Source organism: Photobacterium sp. Ph5, assembly GCF_022129445.1.
GTDB lineage: Bacteria > Pseudomonadota > Gammaproteobacteria > Enterobacterales > Vibrionaceae > Photobacterium.
This window is the reverse complement of the sequence record NZ_JADQAQ010000035.1, coordinates 1-22,729: the sequence shown is the minus strand read 5'-3', so window position 1 is coordinate 22,729 and position 22,729 is coordinate 1. Positions and strand designations below refer to the sequence as shown.

The 22,729-nt window shown below is 43.8% G+C and carries 24 protein-coding genes; 21 read left to right on the top strand and 3 right to left on the bottom strand.

All coding sequences use genetic code 11. The features are described 5' to 3' along the window. The first annotated feature begins 88 nt into the window (after nucleotides 1-88). Nucleotides 89-688 (top strand): LysE family translocator, encoded by a 600-nt coding sequence (locus tag I3259_RS13815; RefSeq protein ID WP_052955914.1) that lies wholly within the window; start codon nucleotides 89-91, stop codon nucleotides 686-688. 77 nt (nucleotides 689-765) lie between these two features. Here I3259_RS13815 and I3259_RS13810 read toward each other — a convergent pair whose 3' ends face one another. Continuing rightward, entirely contained in the window at nucleotides 766-2,688 is a 1,923-nt protein-coding gene (locus I3259_RS13810) for an ABC transporter ATP-binding protein (protein ID WP_238030143.1), read from the bottom strand. A 228-nt stretch (nucleotides 2,689-2,916) separates the two neighbouring features. Here I3259_RS13810 and kefG point away from each other — a divergent pair, with 228 nt between their 5' ends. The 4 genes from kefG to slyD all read left to right on the top strand — a co-directional run bounded on the left by kefG (nucleotide 2,917) and on the right by slyD (nucleotide 6,194). After that, a complete protein-coding gene (gene kefG / locus I3259_RS13805) occupies nucleotides 2,917-3,507 on the top strand; it encodes a glutathione-regulated potassium-efflux system ancillary protein KefG (RefSeq protein ID WP_238030142.1) in 591 nt (196 codons plus the stop codon). Then, entirely contained in the window at nucleotides 3,497-5,302 is a 1,806-nt protein-coding gene (gene kefB / locus I3259_RS13800) for a glutathione-regulated potassium-efflux system protein KefB (RefSeq protein ID WP_238030141.1), read from the top strand. Before kefG ends, kefB begins: the two co-directional genes overlap by 11 nt. Nucleotides 5,303-5,337: 35 nt before the next feature. Further along, the gene (locus I3259_RS13795; protein WP_005371784.1) at nucleotides 5,338-5,547 is read left to right on the top strand and encodes a YheV family putative zinc ribbon protein; all 210 of its coding nucleotides are present in this window, start codon (nucleotides 5,338-5,340) and stop codon (nucleotides 5,545-5,547) included. Nucleotides 5,548-5,630: 83 nt separating this feature from the next. After that, entirely contained in the window at nucleotides 5,631-6,194 is a 564-nt protein-coding gene (gene slyD / locus I3259_RS13790; protein WP_238030140.1) for a peptidylprolyl isomerase, read from the top strand. Nucleotides 6,195-6,267: 73 nt separating this feature from the next. Here the strand turns inward: slyD and I3259_RS13785 are convergent, their stop codons facing one another. Beyond that, a complete protein-coding gene (locus I3259_RS13785) occupies nucleotides 6,268-6,489 on the bottom strand; it encodes a SlyX family protein (RefSeq protein WP_005371779.1) in 222 nt (73 codons plus the stop codon). An 8-nt stretch (nucleotides 6,490-6,497) separates the two neighbouring features. Further along, a complete protein-coding gene (locus I3259_RS13780; protein WP_238030139.1) occupies nucleotides 6,498-7,475 on the bottom strand; it encodes a hypothetical protein in 978 nt (325 codons plus the stop codon). A gap of 191 nt (nucleotides 7,476-7,666) precedes the next feature. Between I3259_RS13780 and fkpA the strand changes: the two genes are divergently transcribed. The 16 genes from fkpA to rpoB all read left to right on the top strand — a co-directional run. Continuing rightward, nucleotides 7,667-8,521 (top strand): FKBP-type peptidyl-prolyl cis-trans isomerase, encoded by an 855-nt coding sequence (fkpA, locus tag I3259_RS13775; protein ID WP_238030138.1) that lies wholly within the window; start codon nucleotides 7,667-7,669, stop codon nucleotides 8,519-8,521. A gap of 184 nt (nucleotides 8,522-8,705) precedes the next feature. Continuing rightward, the gene (locus tag I3259_RS13770; protein ID WP_005371773.1) at nucleotides 8,706-9,428 is read left to right on the top strand and encodes a transcriptional regulator; all 723 of its coding nucleotides are present in this window, start codon (nucleotides 8,706-8,708) and stop codon (nucleotides 9,426-9,428) included. Then, nucleotides 9,425-9,817, top strand: coding sequence for a sulfurtransferase complex subunit TusD (gene tusD, locus I3259_RS13765; protein ID WP_238030137.1), 393 nt, complete (start codon nucleotides 9,425-9,427; stop codon nucleotides 9,815-9,817). Before I3259_RS13770 ends, tusD begins: the two co-directional genes overlap by 4 nt. A 10-nt stretch (nucleotides 9,818-9,827) precedes the next feature. Then, complete coding sequence (tusC, locus tag I3259_RS13760) at nucleotides 9,828-10,184, top strand: sulfurtransferase complex subunit TusC (RefSeq protein ID WP_238030136.1); 357 nt, start codon at nucleotides 9,828-9,830, stop codon at nucleotides 10,182-10,184. Nucleotides 10,185-10,191: 7 nt separating this feature from the next. Further along, on the top strand, nucleotides 10,192-10,485 hold the full coding sequence (tusB, locus tag I3259_RS13755) for a sulfurtransferase complex subunit TusB (RefSeq protein WP_238030135.1): 294 nt from the start codon (nucleotides 10,192-10,194) through the stop codon (nucleotides 10,483-10,485). A gap of 176 nt (nucleotides 10,486-10,661) precedes the next feature. Further along, nucleotides 10,662-11,036 carry a 30S ribosomal protein S12 gene (gene rpsL / locus I3259_RS13750; RefSeq protein ID WP_004399892.1) on the top strand — a complete coding sequence of 125 codons (375 nt, stop codon included), beginning with the start codon at nucleotides 10,662-10,664 and terminating at the stop codon, nucleotides 11,034-11,036. Nucleotides 11,037-11,131: 95 nt separating this feature from the next. Then, on the top strand, nucleotides 11,132-11,602 hold the full coding sequence (gene rpsG, locus I3259_RS13745) for a 30S ribosomal protein S7 (protein ID WP_005371760.1): 471 nt from the start codon (nucleotides 11,132-11,134) through the stop codon (nucleotides 11,600-11,602). Nucleotides 11,603-11,691: 89 nt separating this feature from the next. Then, a complete protein-coding gene (fusA, locus tag I3259_RS13740; protein WP_238030134.1) occupies nucleotides 11,692-13,797 on the top strand; it encodes an elongation factor G in 2,106 nt (701 codons plus the stop codon). A 100-nt stretch (nucleotides 13,798-13,897) separates the two neighbouring features. Continuing rightward, nucleotides 13,898-15,082, top strand: coding sequence for an elongation factor Tu (tuf, locus tag I3259_RS13735; RefSeq protein ID WP_238030133.1), 1,185 nt, complete (start codon nucleotides 13,898-13,900; stop codon nucleotides 15,080-15,082). Between the two features lie 241 nt (nucleotides 15,083-15,323). Next, on the top strand, nucleotides 15,324-15,701 hold the full coding sequence (secE, locus tag I3259_RS13730) for a preprotein translocase subunit SecE (protein WP_238030132.1): 378 nt from the start codon (nucleotides 15,324-15,326) through the stop codon (nucleotides 15,699-15,701). 11 nt (nucleotides 15,702-15,712) lie between these two features. After that, on the top strand, nucleotides 15,713-16,258 hold the full coding sequence (gene nusG / locus I3259_RS13725) for a transcription termination/antitermination protein NusG (protein WP_045084741.1): 546 nt from the start codon (nucleotides 15,713-15,715) through the stop codon (nucleotides 16,256-16,258). 125 nt (nucleotides 16,259-16,383) lie between these two features. Continuing rightward, the gene (gene rplK / locus I3259_RS13720; protein ID WP_005372708.1) at nucleotides 16,384-16,812 is read left to right on the top strand and encodes a 50S ribosomal protein L11; all 429 of its coding nucleotides are present in this window, start codon (nucleotides 16,384-16,386) and stop codon (nucleotides 16,810-16,812) included. Nucleotides 16,813-16,816: 4 nt separating this feature from the next. Beyond that, nucleotides 16,817-17,521 (top strand): 50S ribosomal protein L1, encoded by a 705-nt coding sequence (gene rplA, locus I3259_RS13715; RefSeq protein WP_238030131.1) that lies wholly within the window; start codon nucleotides 16,817-16,819, stop codon nucleotides 17,519-17,521. A gap of 232 nt (nucleotides 17,522-17,753) precedes the next feature. Beyond that, a complete protein-coding gene (gene rplJ, locus I3259_RS13710; RefSeq protein WP_006647706.1) occupies nucleotides 17,754-18,248 on the top strand; it encodes a 50S ribosomal protein L10 in 495 nt (164 codons plus the stop codon). A 59-nt stretch (nucleotides 18,249-18,307) separates the two neighbouring features. Next, nucleotides 18,308-18,673 (top strand): 50S ribosomal protein L7/L12, encoded by a 366-nt coding sequence (gene rplL / locus I3259_RS13705; RefSeq protein ID WP_105061414.1) that lies wholly within the window; start codon nucleotides 18,308-18,310, stop codon nucleotides 18,671-18,673. A 227-nt stretch (nucleotides 18,674-18,900) separates the two neighbouring features. Continuing rightward, on the top strand, nucleotides 18,901-22,729 hold a 3,829-nt coding region (gene rpoB, locus I3259_RS13700), incomplete at its 3' end, for a DNA-directed RNA polymerase subunit beta (RefSeq protein WP_238030130.1).

Sequence of the window (22,729 nt, the reverse complement as noted above, 5' to 3'; positions counted from 1 at the left end):
TGTCGCGAAATAACTAAAATTGTATCGATGCAATTTCGTGGGAGATGATCTGGATAGTTTTATTTCTATCGTTTATTAAGGAAAGTGTGTGGAAGGATCAACAATCATCTCAGTTATTTTATTTGCCATATTAATGACAGGTACGCCGGGGCCTAACAATATGATGGTGACCGCCTCTGGAGCGAACTTTGGTTATTGGCGTAGTGTTCCGCATATTACGGGGATCAGTGTGGGTATGGCGAGCATGATCAGTTTACTGGCGGCAGGGCTCGGCATTATTTTTGAACGTTATCCTATGGTTCACGAGGGATTAAAAGTTGTTGGGTGTGCGTACTTATTGTATTTAGCATGGAAAATAGCCACCGCTGGTAGCATGAGTAAAACGGAGCAAAAAGTGAAGGCGAAACCGATGAGTGTATTCTCTGCTGCTCTGTTTCAATACGTTAATCCTAAAGCATGGATGATGTCAGCAACGGCAGTAAGCACCTTCGCCGTTAGCGGGGAGCACTATTGGTTATCGATATCGATAATTGTGACGGTGTTTTTCGTGGTGGGGTTTGCTTGCGTTTCGCTATGGACTGCAACTGGGGTGGTGATACGCCATTGGCTAACATCAGAACGTCGTACGATGAGGTTTAATCAGACGATGGGAGCGCTAACGGCTGCGTGCGTGGTGATGATTTGGTAGTGATTGAGGTTTTTCTATATAACTAAAAATAATAACGCCAACGAAGTGCTCGTTGGCGTTATAGGTGTTAGGCGATATTATTCAGCGTTAAATTGAGATTCCATTTCTTCTAATTGCTCTTGTAACTCCATCCAAGCCACTTCAACATCTTCCAAATCAGATTTTGCATCACCTTGCAGTTTTAATTGCTCATTCATACGGACTTTGTTCTCCGCCTCATAAATACTGCTATCGCTTAATGCGGTTTCCGCATCGGTGATAATGGTATTGAGCTTGTCCATTTGCTTTTCAAGCTTGGTGATTTCTTTACGAATAGGGGCTGTTTGTTTACGGAACTCTGCCTCTAGACGTTTTTGCTCTTTACGCGATGCCGCGCTGTTATCTTTGTTGGTTTCAGGTTTTGTTGCTTGTTGATCACGGCGCTCATTACGCTGTTGCTCGGTAAGCCATTTGTGATAATCATTTAAATCACCATCAAACGGTACGACTTGGCGATCATGCACTAGATATAAGTCATCGGTTGTTGCACGCAGTAAGTAACGGTCGTGACTGACAATAACCATTGCACCTTCATAAGATTGCAGTGCCAACGTCAGTGCTTGGCGCATATCTAAATCAAGGTGGTTGGTTGGCTCATCGAGCAGCAATAGGTTAGGGCGTTGCCAGACAATAAGAGCCAGTACTAAACGGGCTTTCTCACCGCCAGAAAACGGACCGACTTTTTCAAGCGCTTTATCACCAATAAAACCAAAGCTACCTAAATAATCACGGAGTTGTTGCTCGGTTGCTTGTGGCGCAATACGTGCCATATGCTGAACAGGGGTATCATCAAGGTACAAGGTTTCTAATTGGTGCTGGGCAAAGTAACCAATTTTAACCCCTTGTGAATACGCCATATCACCGGCTTTTTCTGGTAGTTCACCAGCAAGCATTTTGATCAGGGTAGATTTACCGGCACCATTTCGACCAAGTAGGCCAATGCGACTACCAGGAACAAGATTCAGGCGAATCTTTTCTAAAATCAGTAGGTCGTCATATCCAGCGGCAACTTGATCCATCATTAAGATTGGGTTTGGTAGAGCACTTGGCTCGCGGAATTCAAAACTGAATGGGTTATCAAACTGAGCCGGTAACACTTTTTCCATCCGCTCGAGGGCTTTTATACGACTTTGCGCTTGGCGTGCTTTACTGGCCTTGTAACGGAAACGTTCAATGTATGACTGCATGTGCGTCATTTGCTTTTGTTGTTTCTGGTACATCGCTTGTTGTAACACCAGTTTTTCGGCGCGTTGTACTTCAAACGATGAATAGTTACCGGTGTAACTGTGCATGGTTTGATTTTCAATATGGATAATGCGGTTAACCACGGGATCTAAGAAGTCGCGGTCATGGGAAATTAACACCAAGGTACCACGGTAGCTTTGAAGCCATTTTTCCAGCCACATTACGGCATCTAAATCTAAGTGGTTAGTTGGCTCATCGAGTAGTAGCAGATCAGAGCGACATAATAGTGCTTGAGCAAGGTTAAGACGCATACGCCAACCACCCGAAAATTGGGTCAGGTTCCATTGCATTTGATGTTGTGAAAAGCCTAGACCATCAAGCAATTCTGCCGCGCGCGCATTGATGCTATAGCCTCCAATGGTATCCATTTTACCGTGAAGCTCTGCGACTTTAGTGCCATCATCAGCTTGCTCTGCAGCCAGCAGTTGGCGCTCAAGTTCACGGTATTCACGGTCGCCATCAATCACATATTCAATAGCAGCGCGCTCTAATGCTGGTGTCTCCTGAGCAACCCACGCCATTTCCCAGTTGCTTGGAAATTGACAGTTGCCAGCATCCAAGCTGAGCTCATTTTTCAGTAAAGCGAACAGGGTCGATTTACCACAACCGTTTTTACCGACAAGACCGACTTTGTCGCCCGGGTGGATCGTTGAAGTGGCGTTTTCAAGTAATACTTTGCCACCACGTAGAAGTTGGATATCTGAAAAGATAATCATCAATATTGCCGGGGTCTTGCCCGCTCCACTAAATAAACTGGACTTATGAGCGGAAGTCTAACTCAAACAGCGCAGAGTGGCTAACATCTCTCTACCGGTGAGGTTGTGTTTTGCTGAATAAATGATAAACAAAAGATCATGTTTGTTAACAATTAGGTATGATGGAATAATACTGAGCAAGTACTTATTGTTGCACATAATGAATATGAACGACTGTCAAAGGATGTTATGACACGACAAAACTTACCATCAATTCTCATTATTTTTGCTCATCCTGACCCTGATGAGTCCGTTGCTAATCGCGCAATGTTGCAAGGTATTGAACTATTAGGTCACGTTACGGTGCATGATTTATATGCTACGTACCCTGATTTCTTCATTGATGTTGTTGCAGAGCATGAACTGATTGCGAGTCACGACATCATTATTTTCCAGCATCCGCTTTATATGTATTCCTGTCCATCATTGTTGAAAGAGTGGTTTGATAGAGTGTTAAGTAAAGGCTTTGCTCACGGTGATGGCAACGAAACTGTGGGTAAATATTGGCGCTCGGTGATCACAACTGGCGGTGGGGCAGAAGCTTATAGTCCTGATGGTTATAATCGTTATGGTATTGATACCATTTTAAAGCCATTTGAGATTTGTGCAGATCTTTGCCAAATGCATTGGTTACCACCACTTATCTTGCACTGGGCAAGACGCGTCACGGTGGATGAATTAAACCAACATGCACGCGCATACCAATCATGGTTAGCGAACCCTTTGATCATTGAGCCTCGAATTAGCTTAACGAGTAAGGAGGCCAACAATGACCAATGATTTTCTTGTTCTTAGTGTGGTCTTTTTAGCTGCTGCCATCATTGCTGTGCCTTTGGCGCAAAAGCTTGGCTTAGGTTCAGTGTTAGGTTATTTGATTGCTGGTATTGCAATTGGCCCTTGGGGGTTAGGGTTGATCTCTGATGTTGATGCCATTCTCCATTTCTCTGAATTCGGCGTTGTGTTGTTATTGTTTCTGATTGGTTTAGAGCTTAATCCGAAAAAACTGTGGCAAATGCGAAAACCTATTTTAGGGTTAGGTGGCGGGCAAGTTGTGATCACCAGTGGAGTCATTGCCGTAGTAGTGATGACCCTCAATGGCTTTTTACCATCACTGACATGGCGTGATGCAGCAGTCATAGGGATGGGATTGGCGTTATCTTCTACGGCAATTGCACTACGCGTAATAGAAGAGCAGCAATTATCAGGAAGTGATACTGGCAAATCGGGTTTTGCAGTATTGCTATTTCAAGATATTGCGGTGATCCCAATGCTTGCCTTACTCCCCGCACTTGCGGGAGGTGAAGGGGGAAGTTGGAATGATGCATTATGGATGTTAGGTGGTATTGCCGTATTACTTGTTGGCGGACATTTTTTACTTCGCCCACTGTTTCGTTATGTGGTGATGAGTGGCGTTAGAGAACTGTTTAATGTTGCGGCATTGCTGTTAGTTCTTGGTATTGCATTGATTATGCAGGCGCTTGGATTATCCATGGCGTTAGGGGCATTCTTAGCTGGGGTGCTATTAGCTGAGAGCGAATATCGCCATGAACTAGAAATTGCGATAGAGCCGTTTAAAGGTTTATTACTGGGGCTGTTTTTTATCTCAGTGGGTATGGCGGTAAATATTGGGTTGCTGTGGCAATATCCATTACAGATTTTAGCTGCGGTATTAGCGTTAATCGCAGTAAAAGGCGTCGTGTTATATCTTTTAGCTCGGATATTTGGCGTAAGAGAAAAGTCACGTAGTCAGATGGCGGCAATTTTAAGTCAGGGTGGTGAGTTTGCGTTTGTCCTGTTTACTGCCGCTCGTGCTGAAGGTTTATTAGATGCGCAATTATTAGCTTTCTTGCTGGTGGTTGTGAGCCTATCAATGATGACAACACCGCTAGTGTTGACCCTGCAAAATCGCTGGTTTGTGCGAAGTTTCAAAGCTGATGAACAACCTGAGCCAGAGTCTGATGTCGTTGATCGTGCGCCTCGTGTCATCATTACGGGGTTTGGACGCTTTGGACAAGTTATAGGACGATTACTGTTTGCTAATAAGATTAAAGTAACCGTCCTTGAACGAGATCCGAGCCAAATCCAATTTTTACGCAAGTTCGGTTATAAAGTTTTTTACGGTGATGCTACTCAGTTAGATTTGCTACGTGCAGCAGGGGCGGATAATGCGGAAGCCATTATTATTTGTACCGATGCACCGACAGAGGTCATGGAAGTAGTGGCTATTTGTCAGCAGCATTTCCCACACTTAAAAATATTAGCGCGTGCGAGAAGCCGTGTAGAAGCTCATCAATTACTAAGCCAAGGTGTTGAATGTTTCTCTCGTGAAACTTTTGCTGGTGCTCTTGATTTAGGTCGCCAAGCCCTCATATCTTTAGGTATGCATCCGTATAAAGCGAAACGTGCCGAGGCACATTTTCGTAAAATAGATACACAAGCCTTACGGGACCTATTGCCGCAGCATAGTGAAGAAGTCAATTTAGCGTCAAGGCAAAAAGAAGCCCGTAAAGAGTTAGAAGAAATTTTCGATCGTGAAATGCGAGGCGAGGAAGAACGCCACCATGGTTGGGATTAAGCTAGTGCTTGTGTAATGGTCAAGGAAATAGCAGGATGATAAAAAAACGATTTATCGCAGGGGCGGCATGCCCAAGTTGTCAAACCATCGATACTTTACGCTGGTGGCAGCAAGATGATGTTGAATATGTCGAGTGTGTGGCTTGTGATCATTCAGATACACGAGTGCCGCAATCGGTACAAGAAAGTGAACAACTTTCGTCAACGACCAAACAACAAGTAATAGGTGTTTTTAAACCTGACTAAATACGGTATTAGCATCATTGCTATATTATCCTGTATGATGTCGCGCAAAACTTATCACCCCAAGCTCAAATTTTGGAGTAAACATGAAAGTCGCTAAAGACACAGTAGTAAGCCTAGCTTACCAAGTGAAAACTGAAGATGGTGTAGTTGTAGATCAATCAACAGTTGAAGCTCCACTTGATTACCTTCACGGTCATAACAATCTAATTCCTGGCCTTGAAGCAGCGCTTGAAGGTCATGTAGCTGGCGACAAGTTCGAAGTAACTGTTGCTCCTGCTGATGCTTACGGCGAGCACATGGACGAAATGGTTCAACGTGTTCCTGCAAACGTATTCCAAGGTGTTGATGAAATTACTGTTGGTATGCGTTTCCTAGCAGATACTGATCAAGGTCCAATCCCTGTAGAAGTAACTGAAGTAGATGGCGATCACGTAGTTGTTGATGGTAACCACATGCTTGCTGGTCAAACTCTAGGTTTTGATGTTGAAGTTGTTGCAGTACGTGCAGCGACTGAAGAAGAAATCGCACACGGTCACTTACACCAAGGCGGTGGTTGTTGTGGCGGCGAAGGCGGCTGTGGCGATCACGACCACGGTGACGAAGGTTGCTGCGGTGGCGAAGAGAAAGGCGGTTGCTGCTCTCACTAATATCATTTGATGATATCAATAGAAAAGGAAGCTCCGGCTTCCTTTTTTGTTTTTCTTTTTTAGTCAAACGCGATTAATAGTGTGGGGGCGGAGTTTCTTCCGACTCGCTGGCCATATTCGGTGCTTGCATACCTTTTACCTTACCCACTAAAAATCTCATCTGAACTTCCATGCGGTCAATCATGAACTGTTGCTTAGTAAGGGCATCATTAAGATCATCAATAGTTTGCTCTTGAAAGGCTTGTTTCATTTCAAGTTCATCAATACGGTGTTGTAATTGTTCAATCTCAGTCATGGTCGTTTTCAATCTGTTGACCAGGCTTGGGCAAATCCAGATGATGATCCAGAGATGACGTTACCTGTTGGGCTAATAGCGACATCATACACCACTGCTGTAGCGGGTCGAGTCTCTTGCTGACGTTCCGCCTTCCAACTCCCCATATTTTCCCCATCCGATGTGCGCCATAACTCCACTCTGCGTGAGGGAGTGCCGGTTGCTATCAGTGAACCATTGTCAGAAAAACGCGCACTGGAAAGGGTTTGTTGACGAAGGTTAATATCTAGCTCTGATACTTTATTTCCGTTGGTTAAATCCCAAACAAAGACTTCATTTGTACCATCGGCAGTCAGGGCAAACTTACCATCTCGCTGCAGTGCGACTCGAGTAATACGACTTTTATGAGGGAAATGATACAAGATTTGTCCCGTTCGGGTATCCCACAAATAGCCATTATGATCATTGCCGCCAGATAGTGCGTAACGACCATTAGGAGATAAGGTGACACTATTAACTTTCTCTTTATGAGCTAAAAACTCAAGTCTTCTTCCTGTGCTAATATTGATAAACAAGGCCTTACCATTACTTAGTGCTAATAAGATGTCGTCGCCATTATTGGCAATAGCGACATCTCTAATGGTAGCGTCATCTATAGACCATAAACCTTGGGCTTGAGACCAGCCAAGATCCCAGATAGCAAAATTTTGTGCTGTTGCTGTGATAGCAAAACGTTTATTGTCAGAAATATAGCTACTTATCACCGTACTGTGATGTTGATCTTGAGAACCAAAATCAGCTAACTTTTTGTTTTGCTGTAAGTCCCATAGCGCGATACCTTGTTCGATTGCACTAACTATTGCAAAACGGCCATCTCGGCTAAGGCTAAAACTGGTTGCACCTTGTGGGGCTAACTGCCAGCGTTGGACTTCTGAGCCAGAAAAGAAACAACCACTCAAGGTCAAAGTGGATAAAAATAAACTAAATGAAAAAAAAGTTTTATACATTAAGCTCTGGTTCCGCTTGCATAGGGTAACTAGTAGAGTAAATTAGTCTGATTAAATAACTGAGTTGACTTGTTTTTTACAGTTACTTAATCAAATGCTAGTAGTATATTGTTATAACTTTATTTTCATACTCATACTAAAAAGTACAGTTAAAAAATGAGGCATTGCCTCACTGACTGATGGAGAAATACATGAAACCTGTTCTAAAGATGTCTGTATTGGCAGCAACAATTTTCCTCGCTGTTGGTTGTCAGGATGATAATAAAGCAGACACCAATAAGCCTGCAGAGCCTGCGAAAGTAGAGCAGGTTGCTGCTAAGACTCCAGCAACTGATGCCAAAGTTGAATTTAAAACTGAAGATCAAAAATCAGCTTATGCAATTGGTGCATCACTGGCGCAATATCTATCAGCTAACCTTGATCAGCAAAAAGAGCTAGGTCTAGATCTAAATCGTCAAGACGTACTTCAAGGTGTTGAAGATGTATTTGCGGGTAAGAGTCGTTTAACGCAAGAGCAGACACAACAAGCGCTTCAAGAGCTTGACCAACGTGTTGCGAAAATCGTTGAAGAAAAAGCTAAAGCAGAAGCTGAGAAGAACGTAAAAGCGGGTGAAGAATTCCGTACTAATTTCTCGAAAGAATCTGGTGTTGTAACAACAAAAACCGGCCTAATGTACAAAATTGAAAAAGAAGGTACTGGTCCAAAACCAACAGCAACAGATACTGTTGAAGTTCATTACAAAGGCATGCTAACTGACGGTACAGTATTCGACAGTTCTTACCAGCGTAATCAACCAGCTACGTTCCCACTAAACCAAGTGATCCCTGGTTGGACTGAAGGCGTTCAGCTAATGCCTGTTGGCTCAAAGTTTGAGTTTGTTATTCCGCCACAACTTGCTTATGGCGCACAAGCTAACCCAAGCATTCCTGCTAACTCAACATTGGTATTCCAAGTTGAGCTACTAGGCATTAAAGGGGATAAAACGGCAAAACCTGCAGCGGCACCAGCTGAAAAACCAGCAGCTACAGAGACAAAAACACAATAATTGAGCAATATTTGCCAATAAATATATTGAGAAATATCAAGACCCGACTTATGTCGGGTCTTTTCTTTTTAATTATCTGATAAACTTACTAGCAATATTTTAAATTTTATTGATTCTATTTAATACTTAAGTTGAATGCATAAATCGTATTAATAGTATTGATTGCAACATGGAAGATTGAATAGTGGTTTCAACTGATAACTTTGGTTCAGAGGTGATGGTCGACAGTGATATCGTCGATAGCCGAATCTTCTCTGAGCATGATTATATTATTCTTCGTTCTTACGAAGCTGTTGTTGATGGCTTAGCTGCATTGATTGGTCCTTTTTGTGAAATCGTACTCCATTCATTAGCCGATCTTAATACATCAGCGATTAAGATCGCTAACGGAGAAAATACTGGGCGTAAAGTTGGCTCGCCAATTACTGATCTTGCATTGCGTATGCTACGCGATATTGAAGGTTCAGAGCGTAATTTTTCTCGTGCTTATTTCACTCGTGCAAAAGGTGGTGACTTAATGAAGTCAATCACGATTGCAATTCGTAACGGTGAAAATAATATCATTGGCTTGCTGTGTATAAACGTCAATTTAGATGCCCCTTTCTCTCAAATTCTGCAGTCGTTTATGCCTACCGATGAAGCAAAACAAGCGGCATCAACGGTTAACTTTGCCAGCGATGTTGATGAACTCGTTGATCAAACGGTGGAACGTACTATCGAAGAAATTAATGCCGATAAGAACGTATCAAATAACGCCAAAAATCGCCAAATCGTGATGGAACTGTTCGATAAAGGTATTTTCGATATTAAAGATGCGATTAATCGTGTCGCAGATCGTTTGAATATCTCTAAACACACTGTGTATCTGTATATCCGCCAGCGAAAAACCGAGGATGGTGAGAAGTGAGTTTAACTTACGCTCTCGTGGTTAATGGGCCTGCATACGGAAACCAAACATCGCGTTCAGCTTATCAATTTGCAAGTGCATTAATTGAAGAAGGGCATGTATTACAACGCGTGTTCTTTTATCAAGATGGCGTGTTAAATGGCTCTGCATTAACGGCACCAGCATCCGATGAATTTGATCTTGTGGCTGCATGGCAAGCATTAGCTAAAATGCATAATGTTGAATTACAAACCTGTGTGGCAGCCGCATTGCGTCGCGGTATTGTCAGTGAACAAGAAGCAGAGCAAAACCAACTACCTGCTGCCAATCTTGCTGATAGCTTTGAACAAGCAGGACTCGGTGGTCTTGCAGAAGTCATGTTAATTGCAGATCGCGTAATACAATTTTAGTGGTATTGATATGAATTCACTGGGTTTTATCTTTAGAACTTCACCACATGGCAATAACAGTGGGCGAGAAGGGCTAGATGCTGTATTGGCAAGTTCAGCTTATACTGAAGCGTTAGCACTGTATTTTATTGATGATGGCGTATTTCAATTATTAAAACAGCAACAGCCACAAGCTATTTTAAGTCGAGATTATATTGCGACATTTAAAATGCTTGAACTTTATGATGTTGAAAATATTTACGTGAATGCAGAATCATTACATGCTCGCGGACTAACAACTGATGATTTGATCATTGATGCCATTGTCTGTGACCAAACACAGTTGATAGAAAAAATGCATCAATGCCGACAACTTCTTACATTTTGAGGTCGTAATGCTTCATACCGTTACTCGCTCACCTTATCAAAGCCAATCTTTAACGCAATGTTTAGCTTATGTTACCGAAGGTGACGAAATATTGCTGTTAGAAGATGCAGTGATTGCCGGACTGGCAAAAAATAATTATTTAAATGTAATAAAAAATGTTGGCGTAAAAATTTATTTACTTGAAGCCGATCTCATTGCACGTGGCTTGCAAGGTAAGTGTGATGAATGTCTTAATGTTATTGATTATAAAGGTTTTGTTTCGTTAACGGTTAAGCATGAACAGCATATGAAATGGGCTTAAATAGGTATGATATAAGCCTTAAAAGTGATAAAAAACGGATTGTTTAAGAAATGATCATTTGATTGATCGTTGGTTAGATCTTGACACCTTTGGGTGCGATGCCTAAAATTTCGCGTCCTCCTGTTGTTGGGAGGCAGATTTTTCACCTTACGAAAGTAATATTCAGGAGCTATTTAATGGCAACTATTAACCAGTTGGTACGTAAGCCACGTGCTAAGCAAGTTGTAAAAAGCAACGTGCCAGCACTAGAAGCGTGCCCACAGAAACGTGGTGTATGTACTCGTGTTTACACTACTACACCTAAAAAACCGAACTCAGCATTACGTAAAGTATGTCGTGTTCGTCTAACAAACGGTTTCGAAGTAACATCATACATCGGCGGTGAAGGTCACAACCTTCAGGAGCACTCAGTTGTTCTTATCCGCGGTGGTCGTGTTAAAGACTTACCGGGTGTTCGTTACCACACTGTTCGTGGTGCACTTGACTGTGCAGGCGTTAATGACCGTAAACAAGGTCGTTCTAAGTACGGTGTGAAGCGTCCTAAGTCTTAATGGATTCCGTTAAGTAAGGCCAAACACTAAAATTATTTAATTTTGAAGAAACTGAAAAGTTTTGGATAACCTGAAGAAGACAACGGAGATAATCCATGCCACGTCGTCGCGTAATCGGTCAGCGTAAGATCCTTCCAGATCCTAAATTCAAATCAGAATTGCTGGCAAAATTCGTTAACATCCTAATGGTTGACGGTAAAAAATCTACTGCAGAAAAGATCGTTTACTCTGCACTAGAAACTATGGCTGAGCGTTCTGGTGAAGAACACCTAGCTGTATTTGAAAAAGCTCTTGAAAATGTACGTCCAGCGGTAGAAGTTAAATCTCGCCGTGTGGGTGGTTCAACTTACCAGGTGCCTGTAGAAGTACGTCCAGTACGTCGTAATGCACTAGCTATGCGTTGGTTAGTTGAAGCTGCGCGTAAGCGTGGTGAAAAATCTATGGCTCAGCGTCTAGCAGGCGAAATGCTTGATGCGGCTGACAACAAAGGTTCTGCTGTTAAGAAACGTGAAGACGTTCACCGTATGGCAGATGCGAACAAAGCGTTCGCACATTACCGCTGGTAATATAGCTGGTAATACCGCTTGGGCACAGCAGGTTATCCTGCTGTGCCTAAACCATATTCTAAGGTTCACCTTAGTAAGAGGATACAACTGTGGCACGCAAAACGCCTATCGAGCGCTACCGTAATATCGGTATCTGTGCTCACGTTGACGCCGGTAAAACAACAACGACCGAGCGCATCCTGTTTTATACAGGTCTATCTCACAAGATTGGTGAAGTACACGACGGCGCTGCTACTATGGATTGGATGGAGCAGGAGCAAGAACGTGGTATCACGATCACCTCTGCTGCAACAACCACCTTTTGGCGCGGTATGGACAAGCAGTTCGACGAGCACCGAATCAACATCATTGATACTCCTGGACACGTTGACTTCACCATTGAAGTTGAGCGTTCACTACGTGTATTAGATGGTGCTGTTGTTGTGTTCTGTGGTTCTTCAGGTGTAGAGCCTCAGTCTGAGACTGTATGGCGTCAAGCTGATAGATACGAAGTACCACGCATGGTTTTCGTTAACAAGATGGACCGTACTGGTGCCGATTTCCTACGCGTTATCGAGCAAATCAAAACCCGTCTTGGCGCAAACCCAGTGCCTATTCAATTGAATATTGGTGCTGAAGATGAATTTAAAGGTGTCATTGACCTGATCAAAATGAAGGCCATTAACTGGTCAGAAGCTGATCAAGGGACTAGTTTTACCTATGAAGACATTCCTGCTGATTTATTAGAAGAAGCAGAAGAATGGCGCATGAATTTAATTGAGTCTGCCGCTGAAGCGAATGACGAGCTAATGGATAAATACCTTGAAGAAGGCGAACTGACTGAAGCTGAAATTAAAGCTGGTCTTCGTCAACGTACACTCAACAACGAAATCGTACTCGCGACTTGTGGTTCTGCATTCAAGAACAAAGGTGTTCAGGCAGTACTTGATGCGGTTGTTGATTTCCTTCCTTCACCAACAGAAGTAAAAGCAATTACTGGTGAAGATGAAAACGGTAATCCTGTTGAACGTCATTCAGATGACAACGAACCTTTTGCAGCGCTAGCGTTCAAAATTGCAACAGACCCGTTTGTAGGTACGTTAACTTTCATGCGTGTTTATTCTGGTGTTGTAAATTCAGGTGATACTGTCTTTAACAGCATTAAAGAGAAACGTGAACGTTTAGGTCGCATTGTTCAAATGCATGCGAATAAGCGTGAAGAGGTCAAAGAAGTGCGTGCTGGCGATATCGCTGCCGCTATTGGCCTTAAATTTGCGACAACAGGTGACACCCTGTGTGATCAAAATCATAAAGTGATTCTTGAGCGCATGGATTTCCCTGAACCAGTAATTCAGATCGTTGTTGAGCCTCGTTCAACAGTCGATCAGGATAAGATGGCAATCGCGCTAGAAAAATTAGCGATGGAAGATCCATCTTTCCGAGTAGAAATTGATAATGAATCAGGCCAGACCTTAATCTCTGGTATGGGTGAACTTCACCTTGATATCATTGTTGATCGTATGAAACGTGAATTTAGCGTTGACTGTAATGTGGGTAATCCACAAGTTGCTTACCGTGAAAGTATTCGTGGTACAACTGAAGTTGAAGGCAAGTTCATTCGCCAAGCGGGTGAAACGGGTGGGCGTAACCAATATGGTCATGTTTGCTTACGATTAGAACCAACAGAGCCTGGTGAAGGTTTCGTATTCGTAGATGAAATCGTGAACGGTAGTGTGCCGAAAGAGTATATCACGGCAGCTGCAACTGGTATCGAAGAACAAATGAAAAGTGGTGTGCTTGCGGGTTACCCAATGGTTGACGTTAAAGCAACCTTGTTCGACGGTTCGTTCCATGAAACTGATTCTAACGATATAGCATTTAAAATCGCAGGTTCAATGGCATTAAGGCAAGGTGCGCTACAAGCAACCCCTGTTTTACTTGAGCCGATGATGAAAGTTGAAATTACCACGCCAGAAGATTGGATGGGTGATGTTGTTGGCGATCTTAATCGCCGTCGCGGCATGATCGAAGGTATGGACGAAGGCAACGCGGGTATTAAAATTATTCGTGCACAAGTTCCATTATCTGCAATGTTTGGCTATGCAACTGATTTACGCTCAGCAACACAAGGCCGTGCGTCTTATTCTATGGAATTTAGCGAGTACGCTGAAATGCCAAAGAATGTTACTGACAAAATTATTGCAGAACGAAATTAATTTCATTATTGCGTCAATGGCTATTGACGCATAAAATACAAACTTCAGAGCCGTCCCCGACCTAGTAGGGGGCGTATCTTAACTAGGAAGGAACACAATTGTGTCTAAAGAAAAATTTGAACGCGTAAAACCGCACGTAAACGTTGGTACAATCGGTCACGTTGACCACGGTAAAACAACTCTAACTGCTGCTATCTGTACTACACTTGCAAAAGTGTACGGTGGTGTTGCTAAAGACTTCGCATCTATCGATAACGCTCCAGAAGAGCGCGAGCGTGGTATCACAATCTCTACTTCTCACGTAGAGTACGATACTCCAACTCGTCACTACGCACACGTTGACTGTCCTGGACACGCCGATTACGTTAAAAACATGATCACTGGTGCTGCTCAAATGGACGGCGGTATCCTAGTTGTTGCTGCAACTGACGGCCCAATGCCACAAACACGTGAGCACATCCTACTTGGTCGCCAGGTTGGTATCCCTTACATCATCGTATTCATGAACAAGTGTGACATGGTTGATGATGAAGAACTACTTGAGCTAGTTGAGATGGAAGTTCGTGAACTTCTTTCTGAGTACGACTTCCCAGGTGATGATTGCCCAGTAATCATGGGTTCTGCTCTAGGCGCTCTAAACGGCGAGAAAGAGTGGGAAGACAAGATTGTTGAACTAGCAGAAGCTCTAGATTCTTACATCCCAGAGCCAGAGCGTGCAATCGATCTACCATTCATTCTTCCAATCGAAGATGTATTCTCAATCCAAGGCCGTGGTACTGTTGTAACTGGTCGTGTTGAGCAAGGTATCATCAAAGTTGGTGACGAAGTTGCTATCGTTGGTATCGTAGACACTATTACAACTACTTGTACTGGTGTTGAGATGTTCCGTAAGCTTCTTGACGAAGGCCGTGCTGGTGAGAACGTTGGTGTTCTTCTACGTGGTACTAAGCGTGACGAAGTTCAACGTGGTCAAGTACTTGCTAAGCCAGGTTCAATCACTCCACACACAACTTTCACTTCAGAAATCTATGTTCTTTCTAAAGATGAAGGTGGTCGTCACACTCCTTTCTTCAAAGGTTACCGTCCACAGTTCTACTTCCGTACAACTGACGTAACTGGTACTATCGAGCTACCAGAAGGCGTAGAAATGGTAATGCCTGGTGATAACATCTCTATGACTGTTACTCTAATCGCACCTATCGCGATGGATGAAGGTCTACGTTTTGCTATCCGTGAAGGTGGCCGTACAGTTGGTGCTGGTGTTGTTGCAACTATCGTTGCTTAAGTTACGACGATTTCGTTGAATTTAATTTGACGACAGCGCACAAAAAAGGGCATCATTTGATGCCCTTTTTCTACACTTTAATATAAAAATGCATATTTTTTGTTCAGGTGGTAGAGATAAAATTTCGTGAGATGAAGTTTTTTGTGAATGTTATTAAAGGCTTACCCCTTTTTCTTCATCTATGGCCTCGCTATAGCGGGGTTATTTTCGTCTAAATTAAGACTAGTTACAGGTTGGTTGTATGAATGCGAATGCCGAAAACCAAGAAAGCGAAAGCAAAATGGATGGCCTGAAATGGGTCGTAGTTTTTGCTTTGCTAGCTGCTGCTGTGGTTGGTAATTACCTGTACAGTGATGTTTCTGTTGTGCTGCGTACATCTGCAGTGATCGCTTTAGTAGCTATTGCTGGGATCACCGCTGCATTTACAGCAAAAGGTAAAGCCGCGATTCGTTTTGCAAGTGAGTCGCGCATGGAAGTCCGCAAGGTGGTATGGCCTACTCGTCAGGAAGCTACGCAGACAACCTTTATCGTTCTAGCAGTCACTGTAGTGATGGCGTTAGCCCTTTGGGGTATCGACGGCATTATGGTCCGTTTAGTGCGCCTAGTTACCGGCGTGTGAGGTAAGAATTCATGAGCGAAGCTCCAAAAAAACGATGGTATGTAGTACAGGCTTTTTCAGGTTTTGAAGGCCGAGTTGCACAATCACTACGCGAACATATCAAAATGCACGGTATGGAAGAACACTTTGATGAAGTTCTTGTTCCTACTGAAGAAGTAGTTGAAGTACGTGCAGGTCAACGCCGTAAGAGTGAGCGTAAGTTCTTCCCAGGTTATGTACTTGTACAAATGGTGATGAACGACGAAACATGGCACTTAGTACGCAGTATTCCACGTGTTATGGGCTTCATTGGCGGTACGTCAGATCGTCCAGCACCTATTTCTGATAAAGAAGCGGATGCGATCCTAAACCGTCTACAGCAAGCTAGTGAGTCTCCTGTTCATAAAACAGTATTTGAACCTGGTGAAGTTGTTCGTGTGACTGATGGTCCATTTGCTGACTTCAATGGTACAATTGAATCAGTAGATTACGATAAGAGCCGTGTTAAGGTTTCTGTATCGATCTTTGGTCGTGCAACACCAGTAGAACTTGAATTTGGTCAAATCGAAAAGAACTGATCAAATTCTGTTCAAGATATATTGTCAGGGGCGTGGAATTAGGCTATAATTTCGCGCCCTTTCGTTAGACGGGGAGTCTGTTTGTTTAAAAATAGACGTTTGAACCCAAATTTAGGTATATAGCAATGGCTAAAAAAGTAGAAGCTTACATCAAGCTGCAAGTTGCAGCTGGTATGGCGAACCCTAGTCCACCAGTTGGTCCAGCTCTTGGTCAACATGGTGTTAACATCATGGAATTCTGTAAGGCGTTTAACGCTAAGACTGACTCTGTAGAGAAAGGTCTTCCAACTCCAGTTGTTATCACTGTTTACAGTGACCGTTCATTCACGTTCGTAACTAAGACTCCACCTGCAGCAGTTCTTCTGCTTAAAGCAGCTGGCCTTAAGTCTGGTTCTGGTCGTCCGAACACTGAGAAAGTAGGTACTGTAACTGACGCTCAGATCCAAGAGATCGCTGAGACTAAAGCTGCAGACATGACTGGTGCTGATATTGAAGCTATGAAGCGTTCAATTGCTGGTACTGCTCGCTCAATGGGCCTAGTGGTAGAGGGTTAATAAGATGGCTAAACTGACTAAGCGCATGCGCGTTATCCGTGACAAAGTTGACTCTACTCGTGAGTACGAAATCAACGAAGCTGTTGCTCTTCTAAAAGAACTAGCTACTGCTAAATTCAATGAAAGTGTTGACGTTGCTGTTAACCTAGGCATTGATGCACGTAAATCAGATCAAAACGTTCGTGGTGCAACTGTACTACCAAACGGTACTGGTCGTGATATCCGTGTTGCTGTATTTACTCAAGGCGCAAACGCTGAAGCTGCTAAAGAAGCTGGCGCAGAGCTTGTAGGTATGGAAGATCTTGCTGACCTAGTTAAGAAAGGCGAGATGAACTTCGACGTAGTTATCGCATCTCCAGATGCAATGCGCGTTGTAGGTCAACTTGGTACTATTCTTGGTCCACGTGGTCTTATGCCAAACCCTAAAGTTGGTACTGTAACTCCTAACGTTGCTGAAGCAGTTAAGAATGCTAAAGCGGGTCAGGTTCGTTACCGTAACGACAAAAACGGTATCATTCACACTACTATCGGTAAAGTGAACTTTGATGCCGCTCAACTACAAGAGAACTTAGAAGCTCTTCTAGTTGCGTTGAAGCGTGCTAAGCCATCTTCAGCGAAAGGTACTTTCATTAAGAAAGTAAGCATCTCTACTACTATGGGTGCAGGCGTAGCGTTAGATCAGAACTCTCTGAACGCAAACGTAGCGTAATAATTTGCAGAAGCGATAAGTTAGTGTATAATTTGTCGCTTCCGAATTCGTGGCTGGGGCTGACTGCTTACAGTTAGCCTCCGTCAAAGACCGTAGGTGTTTTTCGAAACTTAATTTACCTACGTAGACGGTGCCAGAACATGATTGATGTATGTCTTTCTTGGATCTGCGCCGTAAGACTCTCCTGCTATTTGAGCAGTGAGTGGTGTAAAACAATCCAGGAGCAAATCCAATGGCATTAAATCTTCAAGACAAAAAAGCAATTGTTGCTGAAGTCAACGAAGCTGCCAACGGTGCACTTTCTGCTGTTGTTGCTGACTCTCGCGGTGTTACTGTGGGTGCGATGACTACTTTACGTAAGCAAGCTCGTGAAGCTGGCGTATACGTAAAAGTTGTTCGTAACACACTAGCACGCCGTGCAGTAGAAGGTACTGACTTCGAATGTCTAAAAGACGTTTTCGTTGGTCCTTCTCTAATCGGTTTCTCTAATGAGCACCCAGGTGCTGCAGCGCGTCTTTTCAAAGACTTCGCTAAAGAGAACAAAGAATTCGAGATCAAAGCAGCTGCATTTGAAGGCGCTGTTGCAAACGTTGAAGTACTAGCAACTCTACCAACTTACGACGAAGCTATCGCACGCCTAATGATGTGCATGAAAGAAGCGTCTGCTGGTAAACTTGTACGTACTATCGCTGCAGTACGTGATCAGAAAGAAGAAGCTGCTGCTTAATTGCTGCACTTTATCTGATTACTATTTAAACTTATTGTTGACTTATAAAGAGAATTGTTATGTCTATCACTAACGAGCAAATCCTAGACGCAGTTGCAGAAATGTCTGTAATGCAAGTTGTTGAGCTTATCGAAGCTATGGAAGAGAAATTCGGTGTTACTGCTGCAGCTGCAGTTGTAGCAGGCGGCGCAGCTGCAGACGCAGCTGAAGAGCAAACTGAATTCGACGTAATCCTAACAGCTTGTGGCGCTAACAAAGTTGCTGTAATCAAAGCAGTACGTGGCGCAACTGGTCTTGGCCTTAAAGAAGCTAAAGCAGTAGTTGACGGCGCTCCAGCACCTCTAAAAGAAGGCGTTGAGAAAGCTGAAGCTGAAGCTCTTAAAGCTCAACTAGAAGAAGCTGGTGCTTCTGTTGAAATCAAGTAATAATTATTTGATTTCATAGCCTTTTATGGCTATTGGCTGGTGGCAAATTGCCACCGGCCTTTTTGCGCTGTAGGGCAGTGGTAATTTTCACCTTGTTTTGTATCCACTGTCTAGCAAAAAAACAACCCTGATTTCATTGGGTTGTTCCTACACATAAACAACGTTTAGTCACTACCCCCGTGTGTTTTGGGGTAGTTTGGATCACTTATCAGCGATCTGAGGAACCTATGGTTTACTCTTATACCGAGAAAAAGCGTATCCGTAAGGATTTTGGTAAGCGTCCGCAAGTGTTGGATGCACCATACTTGCTGTCGATCCAGCTTGATTCTTTCCAAAAATTTATCGAGCAGGATCCAGAAGGGCATTACGGTCTAGAAGCTGCCTTTCGCTCTGTTTTTCCAATCCAGAGCTACAATGGCAATTCCGAGCTGCAATACGTTAGCTATCGTCTCGGTGAGCCGGTCTTCGATGTTAAAGAATGTCAGATTCGTGGCGTAACTTATTCTGCTCCACTACGTGTGAAGCTACGTCTTGTCATGTACGATAAAGACGCGCCGGCTGGCACTGTAAAAGACATTAAAGAACAAGAAGTTTACATGGGCGAAATTCCGCTCATGACAGATAACGGTACATTCGTTATTAACGGTACCGAGAGGGTTATCGTATCCCAGCTACACCGTAGCCCGGGTGTCTTCTTCGACAGCGATAAGGGTAAGACCCACTCCTCAGGTAAAGTGTTATATAACGCTCGCGTAATCCCTTACCGTGGTTCATGGTTGGATTTCGAGTTCGATCCTAAGGACAGTGTATTCGTTCGTATCGACCGTCGTCGTAAATTACCTGCGTCTATCATCCTTCGTGCACTTAACTACACAACAGAACAGATCCTTGACATGTTCTTCGATAAGATTAATTTCGAAGTTCAAGGTAAGTCTCTTGTTATGGAGTTGGTACCGGATCGTCTACGTGGCGAAACTGCGAGCTTTGATATCGAAGCAAACGGTACTGTTTACGTAGAGCAAGGTCGTCGTATTACTGCTCGTCATATTCGCCAATTAGGCAAAGACGGCATTGATCACATCGAAGTACCAGTTGAGTACATCGTTGGTAAGATCGCATCACGTGATTACATCAACGAAGAAACCGGTGAACTGATTGTAGCGGCTAACCAGGAATTAAGCCTGGAAGCATTAGCACTTCTATCTCAGGCGGGTCACAAGTCTATTGAAGTTCTATTTACGAACGATTTAGACCACGGTCCTTACATGTCAGATACCCTACGTATCGACAATACAACTGACCGTCTAAGTGCATTGGTAGAAATCTACCGTATGATGCGCCCTGGCGAGCCACCAACACGTGAAGCAGCTGAGCAACTTTTTGAAAGCTTGTTCTTCTCAGAAGATCGTTACGATCTATCTGCTGTTGGTCGTATGAAGTTCAACAGTTCTCTACTTCGTGAAGAGACTACAGGTCCTGGTATCTTAGACCACGCAGACATCATTGATGTTATGCGTAAACTGATCGATATCCGTAACGGTAAAGGTGAGGTTGATGATATCGACCACCTTGGTAACCGTCGTATTCGTTCTGTTGGCGAAATGGCTGAAAACCAATTCCGCGTTGGTCTAGTACGTGTTGAGCGTGCTGTTAAAGAGCGTCTAAGCTTAGGCGATCTTGATGCAATCATGCCTCAAGACCTAATTAACGCTAAACCTATTTCTGCGGCAGTGAAAGAGTTCTTCGGCTCTTCTCAGTTGTCTCAGTTTATGGACCAAAACAACCCACTGTCAGAAGTTACTCACAAACGTCGTATCTCGGCGCTTGGTCCAGGTGGTCTGACTCGTGAACGTGCTGGCTTTGAGGTTCGAGACGTACACGCGACGCACTACGGTCGTCTATGTCCTATCGAAACGCCTGAAGGTCCAAACATCGGTCTAATCAACTCGCTATCTGTTTTTGCGCGTTGTAACCCTTACGGTTTCTTGGAAACACCTTACCGTAAAGTGGTAGACGGAAAAGTTACAGACGATATCGAATACCTATCAGCAATCGAAGAAGGTCTATACGTTATTGCACAGGCTAACGCCGCGCTTAACGAAGACGGTTCATTTGCTGACGAATTGATCACTGCTCGTCAGAAAGGTGACTCAGGTCTGCACCCACGTGACCATGTTCAATACATGGACGTTGCAACCAACCAGGTTGTATCTGTGGCGGCATCTCTGATCCCATTCCTAGAACACGATGATGCTAACCGTGCCCTAATGGGTGCGAACATGCAACGTCAGGCAGTTCCAACTATCCGTGCTGATAAGCCGCTAGTAGGTACTGGTATTGAGCGTCAAATCGGTGTTGATTCTGGTGTTACAGCTGTAGCTAAACGTGGTGGTACAGTTCAGTCTGTAGATGCATCTCGTATCGTTATCAAAGTTAACGACGACGAGTTGATCCCTGGTGAAGCAGGTATCGATATCTACAACCTAACTAAGTACACGCGTTCTAACCAGAACACATGTATTAACCAGCGTCCAACCGTGTTACCTGGTGAGCCAGTATCACGCGGTGATGTTCTTGCTGATGGTCCTTCAACAGACCTTGGTGAGCTAGCGCTTGGTCAAAACATGCGTATCGCGTTCATGCCTTGGAACGGTTACAACTTTGAGGATTCCATCTTAGTTTCTGAGCGTGTAGTTCAGGAAGATCGTTTCACAACAATCCACATTCAAGAGCTTTCTTGTGTGGCGCGTGATACGAAGCTGGGTTCTGAAGAAATCACTGCTGATATCCCTAACGTGGGTGAAGCTGCGCTTTCTAAGTTGGACGAGTCAGGTATCGTTTACATCGGTGCTGAAGTGAAGGGTGGTGACATCCTAGTTGGTAAAGTGACACCTAAGGGTGAAACACAACTAACACCAGAAGAGAAGCTTCTACGAGCTATCTTCGGTGAGAAAGCATCTGATGTTAAAGATTCATCTCTACGTGTTCCTGGTAGTGTTACTGGTACGATCATTGACGTACAAGTATTTACTCGTGATGGCGTTGAGAAAGACAAGCGTGCTCTTGAAATTGAAGAGATGCAGCTGAAAGAAGCGAAGAAAGACATCACAGAAGAATTCCAGATCCTTGAGGGTGGTCTTCTTGCTCGTGTTCGTACGCTTCTACTATCAGCAGGTTACGGCGAAGACAAGATTGCTTCAATGAACCGCGATGCACTATTCGCTGTTACGCTTGATGACGAAGCTTTACAAAACCAGTTGGAACAGCTTGCAGAGCAGTATGATGAACTGAAAGCTGAGTTCGATAAGAAGTTTGAAACTAAGCGTCGTAAGATCACTCAAGGTGATGACCTAGCACCTGGCGTACTTAAGATTGTTAAAGTATACCTAGCTGTACGTCGTCGCATCCAACCGGGTGATAAGATGGCGGGTCGTCACGGTAACAAGGGTGTTATCTCTAAGATTAACCCTGTTGAAGACATGCCTTACGATGAGAAAGGTCAAACGGTTGATATCGTTCTGAACCCACTGGGTGTACCGTCTCGTATGAACATCGGTCAGATCCTTGAGACTCACTTAGGTCTTGCGGCGAAAGGTATCGGTGACAAACTTAACGATATGCTGAAAGAACAGCAGGAGTTACATAAGTTCCGTAACTTCCTACAACGTGTTTACAATCTAGGTGATACTCGCCAGAAAGTTGATATCGAAGCTCTTACTGATCAGGAAGTGCGTACTCTTGTACAAAACCTTCGTAAAGGTCTACCTATTGCAACACCTGTATTTGACGGCGCACCTGAGTCTTCAATTAAAGAGTTGCTAAAACTGGGTGATCTACCTGAATCAGGTCAGCTGAAGTTGTTTGATGGCCGTACTGGTGATGCATTTGAGCGTCCTGTAACTGTTGGTTACATGTACATGCTTAAACTGAACCACTTGGTTGATGACAAGATGCACGCCCGTTCTACCGGTTCTTACAGCCTTGTTACTCAGCAGCCGCTGGGTGGTAAAGCTCAGTTCGGTGGTCAGCGTTTCGGTGAGATGGAAGTGTGGGCGC